The sequence below is a fragment of the Streptomyces sp. NPDC058683 genome (assembly GCF_042716195.1).
In the GTDB taxonomy this organism is placed as follows: domain Bacteria; phylum Actinomycetota; class Actinomycetes; order Streptomycetales; family Streptomycetaceae; genus Streptomyces.
Genome location: NZ_JBHXSK010000015.1, coordinates 156491 through 176885 on the forward strand (window position 1 = coordinate 156491; position 20395 = coordinate 176885).

Here is a 20395-nt window from a genome sequence, read left to right on the forward strand (position 1 = left end):
CTCCGTGGAGAGGGGGCGCCCTTCGCGTCGTGTGACCGGTCGTCAGCTGCTGGAGCCGCGGCCGAGCTCCCACAGCTGGAGGCTGGCGGAGGAGTTGAGGGCGTAGGCGACACCCGTGATGTCGTCGCGGGCGGCGACGAACTGCTTGCCCTGCCACAGCGGCAGCACCGGGACGTCATTGGCGACGTCGTCCTGGATCTCGGTCAGGCTGCCGGTCGCGCTGGCCCGGTCGGCCTCGCGGCGGGAATCGGGGATCAGCGTGTTGATGATCCGGTCGTTGACGTAGGGCGACTTGAGGAAGTTGTCCTTGTCGAGGAACGGCGCGAGGAAGTTGTCGGCGTCCGGGAAGTCGGGGAACCAGCCCATGCCGTAGACGTCGTACTCGCCCTTGCGTTCGGCCGTCTGGTAGGTCGCCCAGGGGGTGCCCTCGACGCTGACGTCGAACAGGCCGCTGTCGTTGAGCTGCTGCTTGAGGACCTCGAACTCCTGCTTGGTGGCCGGACCGTAGTGGTCGGTCGTGTAGTGCAGCGTGAGCTTCACCGGGGTTGTGATGTTCGCCGCGGTCAGCAGGCTCTTGGCCTTGGAGACGTTCGGGTCGCCGTACTTGTTGAAGAAGGAGTTGGAGTGGCCGGTCACGGAGGCCGGGACCAGGGAGTACAGCGGCTCGGCCTGGGTGCCGTACACCTTGGCGACGAGTTCGTCGCGGTTGATGACCTGGGCCATGGCCTGACGGACGGCCTTGGACTTGACCGTGGGCGCGTCGGTGTTGAAGCCGAGGTAGCGGATCTCCAGGCCGGAGATCTCGACGAGGTCGACGTTGGCGTCGTCGCCGGTGTCGAGCTTCTTGATCTGGGCCGGCGACATGGTGCGGGTCATCAGGTCGATGTCGCCCTTGTCGATGGCCTCGCCCATGGCGTCGGCGTCCTCGTACGAGCGCATGACGACCTGCTCGTTGTTCACCTTCACGCTGCCCTTGTAGTTCGGGTTCTTGGTGAAGGTGGCGGAGACGATCTCGTCGTTCTTGACGTCGGCCTTGAAGGTGTAGGGGCCGGAGCCGTCGATGTCGAAGCCGTCGCGGAGCTTGTCCTTCTCGTAGTCCTTCGGGTTCACGATGCCCGCGACCGGAGTGGACAGCTTGTACGGGAAGGTGGCGTCGGGGGTCTTGAGGTGGAAGATGACCTCGCGGTCGCCCTGGGTCTCGATGGTGTCGATGTTCGAGAGGAGGGCGAAGACGCCACTGTCGGACTTGATCCGCAGGGCGCGCTGCATGGACCACTTGACGTCCGCGGCGGTGACGGCGTTGCCGTCGGAGAACTTCAGGCCCTCGCGCAGCTTGCACGCGTAGCGCTCGCTGCCGCTGTCGGTGAAGGAGCAGCTCTCGGCGGCGTCGGGGACCGGGTCGCCCTCGCCCTTGGGCTGACTCATCAGGGTCTGCACCGTCTGACGCAGGATGTTCCAGCCGCCGACGTCGTAGGAGTACGCGGGATCGACCGGCGCCGGGGCGTCCTTCGTGGCGGTGAACCGGTCGGTGGTGCCGACGACGATCGCGCCGTCACTCGCGCTGCCACTGTCGGATCCACCGCACGCGGCGAGAACCGGAGTGAGCAGGCCGATTACAGCCGGCAGCACCAAAGTCTTGCGGTTCATGCTCGAAGTTCTCCAGAGCTGTTCGAGTCCGTGTATCCGGCATGCAGGGGTGTCGAAGCGGACCACGGGGGTAACGGCGATGTTCTCGCGATGAGATTAGTCCGCGCCCGCAGGAGGGCTCACAGGCGCATGAGTTGAGGTTCCATCACGCAGCGGAACCGGCTGCGGACAGACCGAAAACCCGACGGCGGCAGGATTAGTGCAGCGTCTCCCCAATCGGGACACAAGGGCGCCTGAATTCCCCCCGATCAGGGGGGAAGCTGCACACCCGGGCAACGTTGTCGACCCCCGCGCACGTGGGGAACGTCACACGCGCAATGGCGGGGGTGGGTATCGGAATTCAGCCGGTTGAACAGTTGCGAATTCCGTTGAATGAGCGCCGCCGGGATTTCACCCAATGCTGCTCGCACGCTGGGTGAACGGCTAGCGCATTTCCGTCATCAGTCCACGCAGGAATGCCAGGTCGACCTCTTCCAGGGAGGTGACCACGGTGCGCCGCTCGGCCGGGGCGATGGGCGCGACGGACGGTACGGCGACCACCTGGCAGCCGGCGGCCTCGGCGGCGGCGACACCGGTCGCGGTGTCCTCGACGACCGCGCATCTGGCCGGATCCGCCCCGAGGCCGGCGGCGGCGAGCAGATACGGGTCCGGATAGGGCTTGGTGCGGGAGACCTCGTCGCCGGCGACGGACAGGGCGAAGTGCTGGGGGCCCAGTGAGGTCAGGACGCGGTCGATGATGCGCCGGTGCGAGGCGGAGACCAGGGCGGTGGGGATCTGCTGTTCGTGGAGTTCGGCGAGGAGCCGCTCGGCGCCCGGCATCAGCGGCAGGGCGGTGCCGATGCGCTGCTCGAAGCCGTCGTTGAGCAGCACGCTCAGTTCGGCGAGCGTGATGGCCGCTCCGGTGGCCTCGATGAGGAACCCGGCGCTGCGGGTCATGGGGCCGCCGACCACGACATGGCGCCAGGACTCGTCGAGGGCGTGGCCGAGGCGGGCGAAGATCTCGACCTCGACGTCCCACCAGAAGCCCTCGGTGTCCACCAGGGTGCCGTCCATGTCGAGGAGCACCGCCTGGAGGGCTGAGCCTTCCGCCGTACGGGTTCCGAGCGCGGGGACCGTGCTGGTCATCCACACACCTCCTTGAGGGACGACCAGGCCGGTTCCCATGCGGGGAACCGGCCTGCTGTGGACCGACCAGTGTACGACTTATCGGATCAGTGTGCGGTGTGGGACACGTCTCGGTGTCGCCGTGCCGCTCACCGTGCGTTGAAGTACTTCGCCTCCGGGTGGTGGATCACGATGGCGTCGGTGGACTGCTCGGGGTGCAGCTGGAACTCCTCGGACAGCTGGACGCCGATCCGCTCGGGCTGGAGCAGGTCGGCGATCTTGGCGCGGTCCTCCAGGTTCGGGCAGGCGCCATAGCCGAGGGAGAAGCGGGCGCCCCGGTACTTCAGGGCGAACATGTCCTCGACGTCGCTCGGGTCCTCGCCGGCGAAGCCCAGCTCCGCACGGACGCGCGCGTGCCAGTACTCGGCGAGTGCCTCGGCCAGCTGGACGGACAGGCCGTGCAGTTCGAGGTAGTCGCGGTAGGAGTTGGCCTCGAAGAGCTTGGCGGTCTGCTCGCCGATGCGGGAGCCGACGGTGACGACCTGGAGGCCGACCACGTCCGTCTCCCCCGACTCCTCCGGGCGGAAGAAGTCGGCGAGGCACAGCCGGCGGCCGCGGCGCTGGCGCGGGAAGGTGAACCGGGTGCGCTCGTTGCCGCGTTCGTCCAGGATGATCAGGTCGTCGTCCTTGGAGACGCAGCGGAAGTAGCCGTAGACCACGGCCGCTTCCAGCAGGTTCTCGGTCTGGAGCTGGTCCAGCAGGCCGCGCAGCCGGGGGCGGCCGTCGGTCTCCACGAGTTCCTCGTAGGTCGGTCCCTCGCCGGTGCGGGCCTGCTTGAGGCCCCACTGGCCCTTGAAGAGGGCGCCCTCGTCGAGCCAGCTCGCGTACTCCTTGAGCTGGATGCCCTTGATGACGCGGGTGTCCCAGAACGGCGGGGTGGGCACCGGGTTGTCGACGGCGACGTCGGAGCGGACGTGGCCCTCCTCGGGCCGCTCCTCGGCCTCGACGGTGGCGGTCGGCCGCACCCGGCGCTGCTTCAGCTCCGGCAGGGTGGCGCCGGGCACGCCGCGCTTGACGCCGATGAGGGCGTCCATCAGGCGCAGGCCCTCGAAGGCGTCGCGGGCGTAGCGGACCTCGCCCTCGTAGATCTCGTACAGGTCCTGCTCGACGTAGGCGCGGGTGAGGGCGGCGCCGCCCAGGATCACCGGGTAACTGGCCGCCAGGCCGCGCTGGTTGAGCTCCTCCAGGTTCTCCTTCATGATCACCGTGGACTTGACCAGCAGACCGGACATGCCGATGACGTCGGCCCGGTGCTCGTCGGCGGCCTCCAGGATCGCGGAGACGGGCTGCTTGATGCCGAGGTTGACGACGTTGTAGCCGTTGTTGGACAGGATGATGTCGACGAGGTTCTTGCCGATGTCGTGGACGTCGCCGCGCACGGTGGCGAGCACGATGGTGCCCTTGCCCTCGGCGTCCGACTTCTCCATGTGCGGTTCGAGGTGGGCGACCGCGGACTTCATGACCTCGGCGGACTGGAGGACGAACGGCAGCTGCATCTGGCCGGAGCCGAACAGCTCGCCGACGACCTTCATGCCGTCCAGCAGGGTCTCGTTGACGATGTCGAGGGCGGGGCGGTCCTGGAGGGCCGCGTCCAGGTCGGCCTCCAGGCCGTTCTTCTCGCCGTCGATGATGCGGCGCTTGAGGCGCTCCTCCAGCGGGAGGGCGGCCAGTTCCTCGGCCTTGCCGGCCTTGAGGGACTTGGCGGTGGCGCCCTCGAAGAGGGCCATCAGCTTCTGGAGCGGGTCGTAGCCCTCGGTGCGGCGGTCGTGGACGAGGTCGAGGGCGGTCTGCACCTCCTCCTCGGAGAACCGGGCGATCGGCAGGATCTTGCTCGCGTGCACGATCGCCGAGTCCAGGCCCGCCTTGACGCACTCGTCGAGGAAGACGGAGTTCAGCAGGATGCGGGCGGCCGGGTTGAGGCCGAAGGAGATGTTGGACAGGCCGAGCGTGGTCTGGACGTCCGGGTGGCGGCGCTTGAGTTCGCGGATCGCCTCGATGGTGGCGATGCCGTCGCCCCGGGACTCCTCCTGGCCGGTGCAGATGGTGAAGGTCAGGGTGTCGATGAGGATGTCCGACTCGTGGATGCCCCAGTTCCCGGTCAGGTCCTCGATCAGCCGTTCGGCGATCTCGACCTTCTTCTCGGGGGTGCGGGCCTGGCCCTCCTCGTCGATGGTCAGCGCGATCAGCGCGGCGCCGTGCTCGCGCGCCAGCTTGGTGACCTTGGCGAAGCGGGACTCCGGGCCGTCGCCGTCCTCGTAGTTGACGGAGTTGATGACGGCGCGGCCGCCGAGCTTCTCCAGGCCGGCCTGGAGAACGGGGACCTCGGTGGAGTCCAGGACGATCGGCAGCGTGGAGGCGGTGGCGAAACGGCCGGCCAGCTCCTGCATGTCGGCGACGCCGTCCCGGCCGACGTAGTCCACGCAGAGGTCCAGCATGTGGGCGCCCTCGCGGATCTGCTCGCGGGCCATCTCCACACAGTCGTCCCAGCGGGCGGCCAGCATGGCCTCGCGGAACTTCTTGGAACCGTTGGCGTTGGTGCGCTCGCCGATGGCCAGGTACGAGGTGTCCTGGCGGAACGGGACGGTCTGGTAGAGGGAGGCGGCACCGGGCTCGGGACGCGGGCTGCGCTCCGGCGGGGTGACCCCGTGGACCCGCTCGACGACCTGGCGCAGGTGCTCAGGGGTGGTGCCGCAGCAGCCGCCGATGAGGGAGAGGCCGTAGTCCCGTACGAAGGTCTCGTGGGCGTCGGCCAGTTCGGAGGGGCTGAGCGGGTAGCTGGCGCCGTCCTTGCCGAGGACGGGCAGGCCGGCGTTCGGCATGCACGACAGCGCGATACGGGAGTGCCGGGAGAGGTAGCGCAGGTGCTCGCTCATCTCCGCGGGGCCGGTGGCGCAGTTCATGCCGATCATGTCGATGCCGAGCGGCTCCAGCGCGGTGAGCGCGGCACCGATCTCGGAGCCCAGCAGCATGGTGCCGGTCGTCTCGACGGTGACGGAGACGATGATCGGGACGTCCAGGCCGGCGATCTCGCGGGCGCGGTGGGCACCGATCACGGCGGCCTTGGTCTGGAGCAGATCCTGGGTGGTCTCCACGATCAGCGCGTCCGCGCCGCCCGCGATCAGGCCCTCGGCGTTCTGCTGGAAGGCGTCGCGGATCGTGGTGTACCCGATGTGGCCGAGGGTGGGCAGCTTGGTGCCGGGGCCGATGGAGCCGAGCACCCAGCGCTGGCGGCCGTCGCGGGCGAGATAGCCGTCGGCGGTCTCGCGGGCGATCCGGGCGCCCGCCTCGGACAGTTCGTAGACGCGCTCGGGGATGTCGTACTCGGCCATCGCCGCGTAGTTGGCGCCGAAGGTGTTGGTCTCGACACAGTCCACGCCCGCGTCGAAGTACGCCTCGTGGACCGAGCGGACGATGTCGGGGCGGGTCAGGTTCAGGATCTCGTTGCAGCCCTCTAGCTGCTGGAAGTCGTCGAGAGTGGGGTCCTGAGCTTGGAGCATGGTGCCCATGGCTCCGTCGGCGACCACCACACGGGTGGCGAGCGCCTCTCGGAGCGCGGACACGCGGGTCCGGCTGTCGGCGGAAGGGGACGGCGGCAACGAGGCCATGAAGGGCTCCCTTGGATGCGACGGCTGTCGGCTATGCGGTCCGCCGGGCCGGGCCCGGGCACGGATGCACTGCGCCAGCCTAACCGGGTGTGGGCTTGGATGGGCAGGGCGTCCATGTGGCGGACGAGTGAGGGGGCCGGTGAGGCGGCGGATGGGCGAGTATGTCGCCCACCGAGGCGTCCGCGCCGCGCACGGGAACCGCACGTGAGGTGAGCCGCGGGGACCGCACGTGCGGCAGGCACGGACCACGCCTGGTGTAACAGGTGTCGACCGACCATTAGCGGAGAGTCGACATGGACCGGTAGTGTTCGACATTGCCGAACGACGGTTACGGCAGTCTTACGGCGAGGGTCGTAGGGGACGGAGGCAGGACTGCGATGGCACGGAACATCCAGTCGCTCGAACGGGCGGCCGCGATGCTGCGGCTGCTCGCGGGCGGCGAGCGACGGCTCGGTCTGTCCGACATCGCCTCCTCACTGGGTCTGGCCAAGGGCACCGCGCACGGCATATTGCGCACCCTCCAGCAGGAGGGGTTCGTCGAGCAGGACGAGGCCTCCGGGCGCTACCAGCTGGGCGCCGAACTGCTGCGGCTCGGCACCACCTATCTGGACGTGCACGAGCTGCGGGCGCGGGCGCTGGTGTGGACGGACGACCTGGCCCGGTCCAGCGGGGAGAGCGTCTACCTGGGCGTCTTCCATCAGCAGGGCGTGCTGATCGTGCACCACGTGTTCCGGCCCGACGACAGCCGGCAGGTGCTGGAGATCGGGGCGATGCAGCCGCTGCACTCCACGGCCCTCGGCAAGGTGCTGTCGGCCTACGACCCGGTGGCGCACAGCGAGGCGCTGGAGGCCGACCGCAAGCCCTTCACCGACCGCACGACCTGCGACCTGGACGCTTTCGAAAACATCCTCGACATCACGCGCGCACGGGGGTACGCGGCGGACGTGGAGGAGACCTGGGAGGGCGTGGCCTCGGTCGCGGCCCCGATCCACGACCGGCGGCGCATGCCGGTGGGCGCGGTGGGCATCACGGGCGCCGTGGAACGGCTGTACAAGGACGGCGAACTGCGGCCGGAGCTGATCGCCGCGGTGCGGGACTGCGCCCGCGCGGTGTCGCGGGACCTGGGCGCGGGACGGTTCTGACCGCACGCCGCTGATCACCCCCTGAGGCCGGTCCGCCTGTCGGCGGACCGGCCTCAGTCGTACCCTGAAGTGGACAAAATAGAACAAAAGCGCAGTTCAGTGGGGCTGCCGCAGCGCATCGGCCCAGGATCCCGACAAAGATCGACAACTCACAGCAATCAATAACGATCGCGCTTTCGATAACAGAACTCTTGACGCACGCGTAACGCCGGAGCGAGACTCCCGTCCATCGGTCGGCATTGTCGAACACCTAACGGCAATACGCGCTAGAGTGTGACAACGCCAGGACCGGCATCGCTCTCACCCCCGAGAGTCGCCAACACCCCGACGGGACTCGGGGTTCGGCTTCCCTGGACGAAGGACAAAGGAGTCGCGGGTGTCCAGCTCCGACATCTTCATCGGCGAGACCATCGGTACCGCCGTACTCATCCTGCTCGGCGGCGGCGTGTGCGCCGCCGTCACACTCAAGGCCTCCAAGGCCCGTAACGCCGGCTGGCTCGCCATCGCCTTCGGTTGGGGCTTCGCCGTCATGACGGCGGTCTACATCTCCGGACCGCTGTCCGGCGCCCATCTCAACCCGGCCGTCACCGTCGCCCTTGCGATCAAGAACGACGACTGGAGCAACGTTCCGGTCTACTTCGCCGGCCAGCTGCTCGGCGCGCTGATCGGCGCGACCCTGGTGTGGGTCGCCTACTACGGCCAGTTCCACGCCCACCTGACCGACCGGGAGATCGTCGGCGGTCCGGGCGCGCAGGCCACCAAGGCCAAGGCCGTCGAGGCGGAGGAGACGGGCGCCGGCCCGGTCCTCGGCATCTTCTCCACCGGTCCCGAGATCCGGAACGTGGCGCAGAACCTCGCCACGGAGATCATCGGCACCGTCGTACTGATCCTGGCGGTCCTCACGCAGGGCCTCAACGACAAGGGCAACGGCCTCGGTGTGCTGGGCGGCCTGATCACCGCGCTGGTGGTCGTCTCCATCGGTCTCTCGCTCGGCGGCCCGACGGGCTACGCCATCAACCCGGCCCGTGACCTCGGCCCGCGTATCGTGCACGCGCTGCTCCCCCTGCCCAACAAGGGCGGTTCCGACTGGAGCTACGCCTGGATCCCGGTGGTCGGTCCGCTGATCGGCGGAGCGATAGCCGCAGGCATCTACAACGTCGCTTTTGCTTAGAAGCAGACTCCGCCGGCAGCAGACCTCCGCTGAAGCAGCAGACGTACCGCCACACACCACGGATCTTGAGGAGCACACCGTGACCGACGCCCACACCGCAGGCCCCTTCATCGCCGCGATCGACCAGGGCACGACCTCCAGCCGCTGCATCGTCTTCGACAAGGACGGCCGTATCGTCTCGGTCGACCAGAAGGAGCACGAGCAGATCTTCCCGAAGCCGGGCTGGGTCGAGCACAACGCCAACGAGATCTGGACCAACGTCCAGGAAGTCGTCGCCGGGGCCATCCAGAAGGCCGGCATCACCCGCGACGACATCAAGGCCATCGGCATCACCAACCAGCGCGAGACCACCGTGCTGTGGGACAAGAACACCGGTGAGCCCGTCTACAACGCCATCGTCTGGCAGGACACCCGCACCGACGCCCTCTGCCGGGAGCTCGGCCGCAACGTCGGCCAGGACCGATTCCGCCGCGAGACCGGTCTGCCGCTGGCCTCCTACTTCGCCGGCCCCAAGGCGCGGTGGCTGCTCGACAACGTCGACGGCCTCAAGGAGCGCGCCGAGGCGGGCGACATCCTCTTCGGCACCATGGACACCTGGGTCATCTGGAACCTGACGGGCGGTGTCAACGGCGGCAAGCACTTCACCGACGTGACCAACGCCTCCCGCACCCTGCTGATGAACCTGCACACCATGCAGTGGGACGAGAAGATCGCCGAGTCCATCGGCGTGCCGCTGCAGATCCTGCCCGAGATCCGCTCCTCCGCCGAGGTCTACGGCGAGGTCACCGGCGGACCCCTGGGCGAGCTGCTCGGCGGCATCCCGGTCGCCTCCGCGCTCGGCGACCAGCAGGCGGCCCTGTTCGGCCAGACCTGCTTCTCCGAGGGCGAGGTCAAGTCCACCTACGGCACCGGCACCTTCATGGTGATGAACACCGGTGAAAAGATCATCAACTCCTACGCGGGCCTGCTGACCACGGTCGGCTACAAGATCGGCGACCAGCCGACCGTGTACGCGCTGGAGGGCTCGATCGCCGTCACCGGCTCGCTGGTGCAGTGGATGCGCGACCAGATGGGCCTGATCTCCACCGCTGCCGAGATCGAGACGCTCGCGCTCTCGGTCGAGGACAACGGCGGCGCCTACTTCGTGCCGGCCTTCTCCGGTCTGTTCGCCCCGCACTGGCGTTCCGACGCCCGCGGTGTGATCGCCGGCCTGACCCGGTACGTCACCAAGGCGCACCTGGCCCGCGCCGTCCTGGAGGCCACCGCCTGGCAGACCCGTGAGATCGCGGACGCCATGGTGAAGGACTCCGGCGACGAGCTGGTGGCCCTCAAGGTCGACGGTGGCATGACCGCCAACAACCTGCTGATGCAGCAGCTCGCCGACGTCCTCGACGCACCGGTGGTGCGCCCGATGGTCGCGGAGACCACCTGCCTCGGCGCCGCCTACGCCGCCGGCCTCGCCGTCGGCTTCTGGTCCAGCACCGACGAACTGCGCGCCAACTGGCGCCGGGCCGCCGAGTGGACCCCCCGCATGGACGCGGAGACCCGCGACCGTGAGTACAAGAACTGGCTCAAGGCCGTCGACCGGACCATGGGCTGGATCGACGACGAGAGCTGACGAGAGCGAGCGCGCTCTCACGATCGAGCTCTGACGAGGAGTAAGAACCCGACATGACCAGTCAGTCCACCCTGCAGTCCGTACCTGCCCTGGGAACGCACCCGGCCTCCGGCTCGCTTCCGAGCCGGGCCGAGACCAGGGAGCAGCTCTCCAAGGCGTCGTACGACCTTCTTGTGATCGGCGGCGGCATCCTGGGCATCTCCACCGCCTGGCACGCCGCGCAGTCCGGCCTCAGGGTGGCCCTGGTCGACGCCGGCGACTTCGCCGGCGCCACCTCCTCCGCCTCCTCCAAGCTCCTCCACGGCGGTCTGCGCTACCTGCAGACCGGCGCGGTGAAGCTGGTGGCGGAGAACCACTTCGAACGCCGTGCGGTCTCCCGCCAGGTGGCTCCCCACCTGGCGAACCCGCTCACGTTCTACCTCCCCGTGTACAAGGGCGGTCCGCACGGCGCGGCGAAGCTCGGAGCGGGCGTCTTCGCCTACTCCGCGCTCTCCGCGTTCGGTGACGGCGTCGGCCACCTGCTCTCGCCCGCGCGGGCCCAGCGGGACGTGCCGGAGCTGCGCACCGAGAACCTCAAGGCCGTGGCCGTGTACGGCGACGACCAGATGAACGACGCGCGCATGGCGCTGATGACGGTCCGCGCGGCCGTCGAGGCGGGCGCGGTCGTCCTCAACCACGCCCAGGTCACCGGCCTGCGCTTCACCAAGGGCCGGGTGACCGGCGCCGACCTCAAGGACGCGGTCTCCGGCGAGGAGTTCGGCGTCAACGCCCGGCTGGTGCTCAACGCGACCGGCCCCTGGGTCGACCACCTGCGCCGGATGGAGGACCCGAACGCGGCCCCGTCCATCCGTCTGTCGAAGGGCGCGCACCTGGTCCTGAAGCGGACGGCCCCGTGGAAGGCCGCCCTCGCGACCCCCATCGACAAGTACCGGATCACCTTCGCCCTCCCCTGGGAGGACATGCTCCTGCTCGGCACCACCGACGAGGAGTACGAGGGCGACCCGGCGGACGTCTCCGTCACCGAGAAGGACATCGCCCAGATCCTGGACGAGGCCGCGTTCTCGGTCCGGGACCAGCAGCTCCAGCGCGACCTGATCACCTACTCCTTCGCGGGTCTGCGGGTGCTGCCGGGCGGCCCCGGCGACACCGCCAAGGCCAAGCGGGAGACCGTGGTGACCGAGGGCAGGGGCGGCATGCTGTCCGTCGCGGGCGGCAAGTGGACCACCTTCCGGCACATCGGCCGCACCGTGATGGAGAAGCTGGAGGCGCTGCCGGGCCACCCGCTGGGCGACGACTTCGAGCCGATCGCCTCGCTGCCGAAGAAGCTGCCGCTGCCCGGCGTCGCCAACCCCCGCGCAGTCGCCCACCGGCTGCTGGTGGACAACCCGGCCCCCGGCCCGCGCATGGCCGCCGACACGGCCAAGCACCTGGCCACCCACTACGGTTCGCTGGCCTTCGACATAGCCCGGCTCGCCAACGAGCACCCGGAGCTGGCCGGGCGGGTCCACCCGGACGCCCCGGAGATCTGGGCGCAGGTCGTGTGGGCCCGGGACAACGAGTGGGCCGAGACGACGGACGACGTGCTGCGCCGGCGTACCACCCTGACGATCCGCGGCCTGGCCACGGACGACGTCAAGGCCAAGGTCCAGGACCTGCTCGACAAGAAGTGACCCGCCGCGAGGCGGACGAGATACGGGCGGTGCGCCGGGTCCCCTGACCGGTCCGGCAGCCGCTGGAGTCCCGGCCCCGCCGTACCGGGGGCGGGTCTGCGAGGGGGCGGCTCCTCTCCCCTAGGGAGCCGCCCCCTTCGCGCGCCCGTTGTCAGTGCCGGGTGCTTCCATGGGCGCATGAACACCGATCAGGCGGATCCGGCCGAACTGGCGGCCCTGCGCGAGGCGTTCGGCGTGGCCGAGGGCGGCGCCTCGGCGCTCGGTTGGGAGGGGGTGCACGCGTTCGAGGCGGACCACGGGGTGGTGCTGCCGGAGCCGTACCGCACGTTCGTGGCGGAGCTGACGGACGGGTCGTACCAGGGGCCGCCGGAGTACGGCCTGTGGGAGCTGGCGATGGCCGCCGAGTGCCAGCAGCCCGGGCTGCCGTTCCCGCTCACCCGGGGCTGGATCTGGGAGGACGACTCCTGTGACGACCCCGAGGAGCAGGACGCGGCGATCGTGCGGGTCGCCCACCACGGTTCGATATCGCTGGGCACCGACGGCTGCGGCATGCACTGGCATCTGGTCGTCAACGGCGCGCACCGCGGCCACATATGGCTGATCACCGGCGAGGGCGCGATGCCGTTCGGCGCGGAGTTCGGGTTCACCACGGCCGAGCCGGGCTTCACCGGCTGGGTGCGGCACTGGACGGCCGGCAAGGAGTGGTTCGACGCGGAGTGAGACCGCCGCCCGGACGCACGATGCCCCGCCCGGACGCACGATGCCCGGCGCTTCAGCCGCTCCCCCGGCGGCACGCGGTCGCCGCGGCGTACGCGACACTCCTGATGTTCCGTTCGTTCTCGCTGGAGTCGCCGTATGACGCAGGACCTGCTGCCCATCACCCGGATACCGCGCTCGGGACTGCCGGCCCACGCGATCGTGGTCGGGGACCCGGCACGGGCGGCGGCGGTGGCCGGGCTGCTCGACGGTGCCGAGGAGGTGTCGTACCACCGCGAGTACCGGGTGTTCGGCGGCAGCTGGCAGGGACTGCCGGTGGCGGTGGCCTCGCACGGAGTGGGGGCGCCGGGGGCGATCCTGCTGTTCCAGGAGATGGCCGACGCGGGGGTGACCACCTTTCTGCGGTTCGGTACGGCGGGGGCGATGAAGCCCGGGATCGAGGACGGTGACCTGGTCATCGCGGAGGCGGCCGTCCGCGACGACGGGGTGACCCAGCAGTTGCTGCCGCCCGAGTATCCGGCGTACTCCTCGCCGGAGGCGGTGTTCGCGCTCCAGCGGGCCGCGCGGGAGGCGGGCGCGCCGCACCACCGGGGTGTGGTGTGGACCCGGGCGGCCTTCCAGCCAGGTCTGCTGCCGCTGTTCTCCTACCGGGGTGCGGGGCTCGCCGCGATCGAGATGGAGCTGTCCGCGCTGCTGGTGACGGCCTCGCTGCGCGGACTGGTCGCGGGCGGGATCGTGGTCGTCGACGGGGTCAACGCCGACGAGCTGGTCGACGCGGATGCCACCGGTGGGTACGACCCGCACCGGGAGGTCGTCGCGGCCGGTGTCGAACGCGGTGCGGTGGTGTCCCTGGAGGCGCTGCGGCTGCTGGCGGCGGAGAGCGGGGCGCCCACCGGTCCCGGCCGGTGCCCGGCACCACGGTCCGCCCCGGCCTGACCAGGCCGCATAATGTGGCTGAGACATCGGATGTCTAAGCGACAAGGAGGCCGGTATGGCAGTCACCGATGAGGCGATCGAGAAGATCAAGGACATGATCGTCTCCGGTGCGCTGCGCCCCGGTGACCGGTTGCCGAAGGAGAGCGAACTCGCCGCCGAACTCGGCCTGTCCCGCAACTCGCTGCGGGAGGCGGTACGCGCTCTGTCGCTGATCCGCATCCTGGACGTACGGCAGGGCGACGGCACCTATGTCACCAGCCTGGACCCGCAACTGCTCCTGGAGGCGATGAGCTTCGTCGTCGACTTCCACCGCGACGACACGGTCCTGGAGTTCCTCGCGGTGCGCCGGATCCTGGAGCCGGCCGCGACCGCGATGGCCGCCTCCCGGATCAGCGAGCAGCAACTGAACGCTTTGGCGGCCCAGTTGGACGCGCTGGGTGCCGCGCCCTCGGTGGAGGAGCTGGTCGCCTGCGACCTGGAGTTCCACCGGGGCATCGTGCAGAGCTCCGGGAACTCGGTGCTCTGCTCGCTGCTTGACGGGCTGTCCGGGCCGACCACCCGGGCCCGGATCTGGCGCGGGCTGACCCAGGAGGACGCGGTCGCCCGGACCCTGCGCGAGCACCGGGCGATCGTGGCCGCGCTGCGCGACCGGGACGCGGAGGCGGCCCGCTCCTGGGCGACCGTGCACATCGCGAGCGTGGAGCAGTGGCTGCGCAGCAGTCTGTGAAGCGCTTACTACCCGTGAGCGGTTCCTCGCCGAATCGGGGTGTTCGAGGGTGGCGAACGGGGCAGTGATCCGTTCACTCCCCCGTGCAAGGGGGCTGCGGGCGCCCCCGCCGGACGCCGTAAGGTTGGGGCGTACGCGAGGGTACGTCGGAAGGAGGCGCTGGGTGATCGAGCTGGAGGGGGTTCCCGAGCTGATCGACCCAGTCATGGTGGCCGCGTTCGAAGGCTGGAACGATGCCGGCGACGCCGCCTCCACCGCGGTCGCGCATCTGGAGCGGGAATGGAAGGGCGAGGTGTTCGCGGCCCTGGACGCCGAGGACTACTACGACTTCCAGGTCAACCGCCCCACGGTGTGGATGGACGCCGGCGTGCGCAAGATCACCTGGCCGACGACACGGCTGTCGGTGGTCCGGGTCGGCGGTGACAAGCCGCGCGACCTGGTGCTGGTGCGGGGCATCGAGCCGTCCATGCGCTGGCGCTCGTTCTGCAACGAGCTGCTCGGCTTCGCCCATGAGCTGGGCGTGGAGCTGGTGGTCGTCCTGGGCGCGCTGCTCGGTGACACCCCGCACACGCGTCCGGTGCCGGTCAGCGGGGTCACCTCGGACCCGGACCTGGCACAGCGGATGGACCTGGAGGAGACCAAGTACGAGGGTCCGACGGGCATCGTCGGCGTCCTCCAGGAGGCCTGCACCCACGCGGGCGTCCCGGCGGTCTCGCTCTGGGCGGCCGTCCCGCACTACGTCTCCCAGCCGCCCAACCCGAAGGCCACGCTGGCGCTGCTGAACCGCCTGGAGGACCTGCTCGACCTGCGGATCCCGCTGGGCGAGCTGCCCGAGGACGCGCGCGCCTGGCAGGTCGGGGTGGACCAGCTGGCCGCCGAGGACACCGAGGTCGCGGAGTACGTGCAGACGCTGGAGGAGGCCCGGGACACCGCCGAGCTGCCGGAGGCGTCGGGCGAGGCGATCGCCCGTGAGTTCGAGCGCTATCTGCGGCGCCGGGACGTGAACCCGCCGCCCGGCGGGCACGCCACGGCGGACGGCACCGACAGCGTGTCCTACCTGCGGGACAACCCGAGCGGCAAGACCCGGCCGCCCAGACCGCCGAAGCCCGACACGCCCGGGAACACGGGGAATCCCGCGGACATCGACGGCTCCGCGGACTCCGATGAGGACCTGGGCCCGGAGGGCGAGGACACCTCCGAGGACTGAACGAAGGCCGGACGAAGTCCGGACGAGGGGCGGTACGCGTGACGCGTACCGCCCCTTCTTCATGTCATGGCTCAGGCGTCGACCTTCATGTCATGGCTCAGGCGTCGACCGCGGTGACGGAGTACGTCGTGCCGGGCGACGGCGCGGTCGTGAAGCGGGCGTTGGGCAGGTAGAGCCGGCCGCCGTACGCGGCGACCGTGGTCGGGACGTCGAAGGCCGGGTCGGTGATCCGCCGCTGGAAGATCCCGCTGCGTCCGTCCGGGGCCAGTCGGAAGACGTCGACGGCGTTCTGCCGGTTCTGGACGGCGTACAGCGTGCGCCCGCGGACCAGCAGGCCGTCGCCGTTGCCGAGCGGGGCCGCGTCGCCCAGGTCGACGGTCTCGGTGACCCCGGTGCGCGGGTCGACGCGGTGCAGCAGGCCGACCCCGGCCTGGACCACGAGGAGTGCGGAGCCGTCGGGGGTGCGGGCGATGCCGTTGGCGTTGATGGCGCCGTCGGCCGTCTGACTCCAGTCGCCGGTCAGCGGCAGCCGCACGACGTCCCCGGCGGCCGGCAGTGCGCCGTCCCGGCCGAGCGGGAGGCCGTAGAGCACCGGCTGGTAGGACTCGGTGAACCAGGCGGCGCGCGGGGTCAGCACGACGTCGTTGGCGAAGCTCGGGGTGGCGGTGGCGAGGGTGTAGGAGGCGAGGGTCTCGCCGCTGCGGGCGTCGACCACGCGGGCGCCGAAGCCGCGCGCGGCGACGAACAGCCGTCCGCGGGCGTCGAGTTTGAGGCCGACGGCGGGGGTGCCCGGGCCGGTGGAGATCACCTCGCCGGTGCCGGTGCGCAGGTCGGCGCGGTAGATGGAGCCGTCGGCGAGGGAGCCGAGGTAGGCGTAGGGGGCGGCGCCGATGGTGATGCCCTCGGGCTGCCAGCCGTTCGGGAGGGCGAGGGAGGCGGGGCGAGGGGTCGCGTTGGCGTGGGGGCCTAAGGCGAGGGAGCCGAGGGTTGCCGTGCCGATCGTGAGGAGGCCGCGTCGGCTCAAGGGGTGGGCCACGGGGGTGCCTTCCGCGTGGGGACCGACCGGCAGTTGGCCGGTCCGACGGTCAACTGACCGTCGTAGCCCATCACATGTGCCGCACCGGGCGCACTGGCGTTGGTCGATCGACAGGGTTTCGACAGTTGGGGGGCGCGTCGAGAGTTGTCCGCGGGTAAGTCGTGGTGGCTCGCGCGGTTCCCCGCGCCCCTGAGAGAAAAGGGGCGCGGGGGTTGGCGCTTCTTAGAGGGCCACGCCCAGCAGGGCGTCCACCGCGCGCGACACGACCCCGGGCGCGCCCGTGTCCGTGCCGCCCTCCGTCTGCTGGAGTGCGGCCCAGCGGTCCACCGCCGCCAATGCGGCAGGGGCGTCCAGGTCGTTGCTCAGGGCCGCGCGGATCTCCTCCACCAAGGCCTCGGCCGGCGGGCCGTCCGGGCGGGAGACCGCTGCTCGCCAGCGGTCGAGGCGGGTCACCGCGTCCGCCAGGACCTGGTCGGTCCACTCCCAGTCGGCGCGGTAGTGGTGGGAGAGCAGGGCGAGGCGGATGGCGGCCGGGTCGACGCCGTCGCGGCGCAGCTGCGAGACGAAGACCAGGTTTCCCCTGGACTTGGACATCTTCTCGCCGTGGAGGCCGACCATGCCGGCGTGGACGTACGCCTTGGCCATCGGGAACTCGCCGGTGAGCACCTGGGCGTGCGAGGCGCCCATCTCGTGGTGCGGGAAGGCGAGGTCGGAGCCGCCGCCCTGGACGTCGAAGGTCATGCCGAGGTGGTCGAGGGCGATGGCCACGCACTCGATGTGCCAGCCCGGTCGGCCGCGGCCGAGGGAGCCGCCGTCCCAGCTGGGTTCGCCCTCGCGGGCGGCCATCCACAGCATCGGGTCGAGCGGGTTCTTCTTGCCGGGGCGGTCGGGGTCGCCGCCGCGCTCGGCGGACAGCAGCCGCATGGCGGCGGCGTCGAGACGGGAGACCTTGCCGAAGTGGGGGTCGGACTCGACGGAGAAGTAGACGTCGCCTTCGAGTTCGTAGGCGGCGCCGAGGTCGCGCAGCCGCTCGACCAGCGGCACGATGCCGGGTATCGCCTCGACCGCGCCTATGTAGTGCTGCGGCGGCAGCATCCGCAGGGCGGTCATGTCCTCGCGGAAGAGGGTCGTCTCCTGCTCGGCGAGGGCGACCCAGTCGACGCCGTCGCGCTCGGCGCGCTCCAGGAGCGGGTCGTCGACGTCCGTCACGTTCTGGACGTAGTGCACCTGCCGCTTGGTGTCGAGCCACACACGCTGAACCAGGTCGAACGCGTTGTAGGTCGCCGCGTGTCCCATGTGGGTGGCGTCGTACGGCGTGATGCCGCAGACATAGATTCGGGCGACGGGACCGGGGTCGAGGGTGACGAGGCCGTCGGTCGCGGTGTCGTGGATCCTCAGGTCGCGGCCCTGACCAGGCAGGGCGGGGACCTCGGAAGCGGGCCAGGCATGCATGTACATGAGCGTAACCGGACCCGAGTTCGGTATACGAACCGGACCAGGCCAGATGGCCGGGAAGGCCCTCTTGATCTTGCGTCCGCGATGTGCTGCGGGCCGGTCACACGGGCGGCCAGGGGATGGCCGGCCACTCTCCGCTCGGTTCCGGGTGCTTTCCGCTGGTGAGCAGCGCGTCGACACGCGCGCGCGTGGCGTCGAGTTCGGCGGCGGTGATCAGCTCGGCCAGCCGAGCCCCCAGCACCCCGCCGAGGGCCTCACGGAGCCCCTTGAGGGCCTCGACGGCCTCGCCGGTGAGCGACTGCCCCGCCCAGCCCCACAGCAGGGTGCGCAGCTTGTTGTCGACGTTGAAGGTGACCCCGTGGTCGATGCCGTACAGGCGCCCGTCGGCGGTGGGCAGCAGATGGCCGCCCTTGCGGTCGGCGTTGTTGATCACGGCGTCGAGGACGGCGAGCCGGCGCAGCCGTTCGTCGTCGGCGTGCACCAGCAGCGCGGTCTTCCCCTCGCCGACCTCGGCGAACCCGATCGCCTTCCAGCCCGGTTCCGGTTCCTCCGCGTCGACCAGGGCGAGCAGGTCGGCGCTCTCGGGGTCGACGTCGATCCAGAGCTGGCACATGCCCTCGCCGTAGGGCCCGTCGCGCAGCACGGTGGGCGGGACCAGGTCCCAGCCGGTGGCCGCGGCGACCTCGTAGGCGGCGACCTCGCGCTGGGCGAGGGTGCCGTCGGGGAAGTCCCACAGCGGGCGTTCCCCGGCGACCGGCTTGTAGACGCAGGACGCTTCCTCGCCGTCGTGCGCGACCGTGCAGAACAGCGCCGCGTTGGAGGCGTCGCGGATACGGCCGCGCACCTTCAGCTCACCGTGGACGAGCAGTTCGGCGGGGGTCACGCTCCGCGGCGGTATCCGTTCTGGCGCGGACATACGTGTCCTTCCGGGTCGAGCGGGAGGCTGCACAGCGGGCACGGCGGCCGCCCGGCGTTGACGACGTCCAGGGCGCGCTTGGCGAAGGCCCTGGCCTGCGCGCCGGTCAGCCGGACCCGCAGCATCGGGGGCCCGTTCTCCTCGTCCTGCAGGAGCCGCTCCTCGGCCTCGGCGAGGTCCTCGTCGGAGTCGGCGTCCAGTTCCACGAGCGCCTGCGCCTCGACGATCATGCGCTCTTCCTCGCCGTCCCAGGCGAGCGCCATGGTGCCGACGCGGAACTCCTCCTCGACGGGGGTGTCCAGCGGGGCGCTGTCGCTGATCTCGGTGGGGGCGACGGCGGGGACGGCCGCGTTGCCGCCGCTGCGCCGGACGACCTCGTCGAGGAGTTCGTCCATGCGTTCGGCGAGCGCGGCGACCTGGGTCTTCTCCAGGGCCACGCTGGTCGTCCGGGGGCCGGCCGTGGCCTGGAGGAAGAACGTACGGCGTCCGGGCAGTCCGACCGTGCCCGCGACGAAGCGGTCCGGCGGATCGTAGAGGAACACCTGACGGGACACGTCCTGTCTCCATGGGAATCGAGAGTGCGTGGGCTCGGAAGGGCGACTGACCGTGCGGGTTGCCGGTCGGCGACTACGTGGATCGCTTCACCCTACTGCGGCTGACGATCACGGCGCGCCGGCACCGCCACCGACCGGGGCGTCTTCCCCCGGAGGTTCCTCGCGGGGGGCAAGGGACGCGAAATCCCCGGTGTCCCCGAGACGAACGAGAAACGGCCGCAGGCGGGTGTAACGGATCGCGGTGATGGAACACGGTTCGACGGAGATCCGCTGGAAGAGGTCGAGATGCAGGCCGAGCGCGTCCGCGACGAGCGACTTGATGATGTCGCCGTGCGAGCACATCAGGTAGACGGCGTCGGAGCCGTGGTCGCGCTCCACGCGCGCGTTCCACTCGCGTACGGCCTCGGCGGCGCGGGTCTGCATGGCGCGCATGGACTCCCCGCCCGGGAAGGCGGCCGCCGACGGGTGCGCCTGCACCACCTCCATCAGCGGGTCATCCTTGAGCTCGGCGAGCTTGCGGCCGGACCAGTCGCCGTAGTGGGCCTCGCCGATCCGCTCGTCGGTGTGGGCGGTGAGTCCCGGGCGGGCGTCCAGCAGCGGGCGGATCGTCTCCTGGCAGCGCTGCAGCGGGCTGGCGACGACCTCGGAGATCGGCAGCCCGGCGAGCCGGCCGGGCAGCGCGGCGGCCTGGGCGGCTCCGCGCTCGTCGAGGGCGACGCCCGGCGTCCAGCCGGCGAGCAGCCCGGAGGTGTTGGCGGTGGACCGTCCGTGCCTTACGAGGATCAGCGTGGGCATGCCGCCCAGGGTAGGCGTACCCCGGAATGCGGTGC

16 protein-coding genes are annotated in these 20395 nt (G+C 70.4%); 8 read left to right on the forward strand and 8 right to left on the reverse strand.

The annotated features are described in order from the left end of the window. Positions 1–42: 42 nt before the first annotated feature. The 3 genes from ACFWXC_RS18615 to metH all read right to left on the reverse strand — a co-directional run bounded on the left by ACFWXC_RS18615 (position 43) and on the right by metH (position 6416). Positions 43–1647, reverse strand: a complete 1605-nt coding sequence (locus ACFWXC_RS18615) for an ABC transporter substrate-binding protein (RefSeq protein ID WP_384479908.1) — start codon at positions 1645–1647, stop codon at positions 43–45. A gap of 423 nt (positions 1648–2070) precedes the next feature. Further along, the gene (locus tag ACFWXC_RS18620) at positions 2071–2772 is read right to left on the reverse strand and encodes an HAD family hydrolase (protein WP_384479910.1); all 702 of its coding nucleotides are present in this window, start codon (positions 2770–2772) and stop codon (positions 2071–2073) included. Between the two features lie 128 nt (positions 2773–2900). Next, positions 2901–6416, reverse strand: a complete 3516-nt coding sequence (gene metH, locus ACFWXC_RS18625) for a methionine synthase (protein ID WP_384479912.1) — start codon at positions 6414–6416, stop codon at positions 2901–2903. 377 nt (positions 6417–6793) lie between these two features. Here metH and ACFWXC_RS18630 point away from each other — a divergent pair, with 377 nt between their 5' ends. From ACFWXC_RS18630 to ACFWXC_RS18665, 8 genes are all read left to right on the forward strand, one after another. Beyond that, the gene (locus tag ACFWXC_RS18630) at positions 6794–7558 is read left to right on the forward strand and encodes an IclR family transcriptional regulator (protein ID WP_384479914.1); all 765 of its coding nucleotides are present in this window, start codon (positions 6794–6796) and stop codon (positions 7556–7558) included. 376 nt (positions 7559–7934) lie between these two features. Further along, on the forward strand, positions 7935–8729 hold the full coding sequence (locus ACFWXC_RS18635; RefSeq protein ID WP_384479916.1) for an MIP/aquaporin family protein: 795 nt from the start codon (positions 7935–7937) through the stop codon (positions 8727–8729). A gap of 79 nt (positions 8730–8808) precedes the next feature. After that, on the forward strand, positions 8809–10347 hold the full coding sequence (glpK, locus tag ACFWXC_RS18640) for a glycerol kinase GlpK (RefSeq protein ID WP_384479918.1): 1539 nt from the start codon (positions 8809–8811) through the stop codon (positions 10345–10347). 53 nt (positions 10348–10400) lie between these two features. Continuing rightward, the gene (locus ACFWXC_RS18645) at positions 10401–12017 is read left to right on the forward strand and encodes an FAD-dependent oxidoreductase (protein WP_384479920.1); all 1617 of its coding nucleotides are present in this window, start codon (positions 10401–10403) and stop codon (positions 12015–12017) included. Positions 12018–12194: 177 nt separating this feature from the next. Further along, positions 12195–12737: an SMI1/KNR4 family protein gene (locus ACFWXC_RS18650; protein ID WP_384479922.1), complete on the forward strand. Its 543-nt coding sequence runs from the start codon at positions 12195–12197 to the stop codon at positions 12735–12737. 135 nt (positions 12738–12872) lie between these two features. Next, positions 12873–13670: a nucleoside phosphorylase gene (locus ACFWXC_RS18655; RefSeq protein ID WP_384479924.1), complete on the forward strand. Its 798-nt coding sequence runs from the start codon at positions 12873–12875 to the stop codon at positions 13668–13670. Between the two features lie 55 nt (positions 13671–13725). Beyond that, positions 13726–14397, forward strand: a complete 672-nt coding sequence (locus ACFWXC_RS18660; RefSeq protein WP_384479926.1) for a FadR/GntR family transcriptional regulator — start codon at positions 13726–13728, stop codon at positions 14395–14397. A gap of 163 nt (positions 14398–14560) precedes the next feature. Beyond that, entirely contained in the window at positions 14561–15604 is a 1044-nt protein-coding gene (locus ACFWXC_RS18665) for a PAC2 family protein (protein ID WP_384479928.1), read from the forward strand. Positions 15605–15701: 97 nt separating this feature from the next. Here the strand turns inward: ACFWXC_RS18665 and ACFWXC_RS18670 are convergent, their stop codons facing one another. From ACFWXC_RS18670 to ACFWXC_RS18690, 5 genes are all read right to left on the reverse strand, one after another. Next, positions 15702–16640 carry an SMP-30/gluconolactonase/LRE family protein gene (locus tag ACFWXC_RS18670; protein WP_384479930.1) on the reverse strand — a complete coding sequence of 313 codons (939 nt, stop codon included), beginning with the start codon at positions 16638–16640 and terminating at the stop codon, positions 15702–15704. Between the two features lie 222 nt (positions 16641–16862). Next, positions 16863–18092: a cysteine--1-D-myo-inosityl 2-amino-2-deoxy-alpha-D-glucopyranoside ligase gene (gene mshC, locus ACFWXC_RS18675; RefSeq protein ID WP_384479932.1), complete on the reverse strand. Its 1230-nt coding sequence runs from the start codon at positions 18090–18092 to the stop codon at positions 16863–16865. Between the two features lie 103 nt (positions 18093–18195). Further along, positions 18196–19011 (reverse strand): SCO1664 family protein, encoded by an 816-nt coding sequence (locus ACFWXC_RS18680; protein WP_384479934.1) that lies wholly within the window; start codon positions 19009–19011, stop codon positions 18196–18198. Further along, positions 18975–19565 carry a DUF3090 domain-containing protein gene (locus tag ACFWXC_RS18685; RefSeq protein ID WP_384479936.1) on the reverse strand — a complete coding sequence of 197 codons (591 nt, stop codon included), beginning with the start codon at positions 19563–19565 and terminating at the stop codon, positions 18975–18977. Before ACFWXC_RS18685 ends, ACFWXC_RS18680 begins: the two co-directional genes overlap by 37 nt. Positions 19566–19673: 108 nt before the next feature. After that, a complete protein-coding gene (locus ACFWXC_RS18690) occupies positions 19674–20360 on the reverse strand; it encodes a histidine phosphatase family protein (protein ID WP_384479938.1) in 687 nt (228 codons plus the stop codon). Positions 20361–20395: the final 35 nt, after the last annotated feature.

Excerpts from the sequence above, each read along its gene's own strand:
- ACFWXC_RS18630 (WP_384479914.1), top strand. The coding sequence starts at position 6,794 with ATGGCACGGAACATCCAGTCGCTCGAACGGGCGGCCGCGATGCTGCGG.
- mshC (WP_384479932.1), bottom strand. The coding sequence starts at position 18,092 with ATGCATGCCTGGCCCGCTTCCGAGGTCCCCGCCCTGCCTGGTCAGGGC.
- ACFWXC_RS18660 (WP_384479926.1), top strand. The coding sequence starts at position 13,726 with ATGGCAGTCACCGATGAGGCGATCGAGAAGATCAAGGACATGATCGTC.
- ACFWXC_RS18655 (WP_384479924.1), top strand. The coding sequence starts at position 12,873 with ATGACGCAGGACCTGCTGCCCATCACCCGGATACCGCGCTCGGGACTG.
- ACFWXC_RS18645 (WP_384479920.1), top strand. The coding sequence starts at position 10,401 with ATGACCAGTCAGTCCACCCTGCAGTCCGTACCTGCCCTGGGAACGCAC.
- ACFWXC_RS18690 (WP_384479938.1), bottom strand. The coding sequence starts at position 20,360 with ATGCCCACGCTGATCCTCGTAAGGCACGGACGGTCCACCGCCAACACC.
- ACFWXC_RS18680 (WP_384479934.1), bottom strand. The coding sequence starts at position 19,011 with ATGTCCGCGCCAGAACGGATACCGCCGCGGAGCGTGACCCCCGCCGAA.
- metH (WP_384479912.1), bottom strand. The coding sequence starts at position 6,416 with ATGGCCTCGTTGCCGCCGTCCCCTTCCGCCGACAGCCGGACCCGCGTG.
- ACFWXC_RS18650 (WP_384479922.1), top strand. The coding sequence starts at position 12,195 with ATGAACACCGATCAGGCGGATCCGGCCGAACTGGCGGCCCTGCGCGAG.
- ACFWXC_RS18615 (WP_384479908.1), bottom strand. The coding sequence starts at position 1,647 with ATGAACCGCAAGACTTTGGTGCTGCCGGCTGTAATCGGCCTGCTCACT.
- ACFWXC_RS18620 (WP_384479910.1), bottom strand. The coding sequence starts at position 2,772 with ATGACCAGCACGGTCCCCGCGCTCGGAACCCGTACGGCGGAAGGCTCA.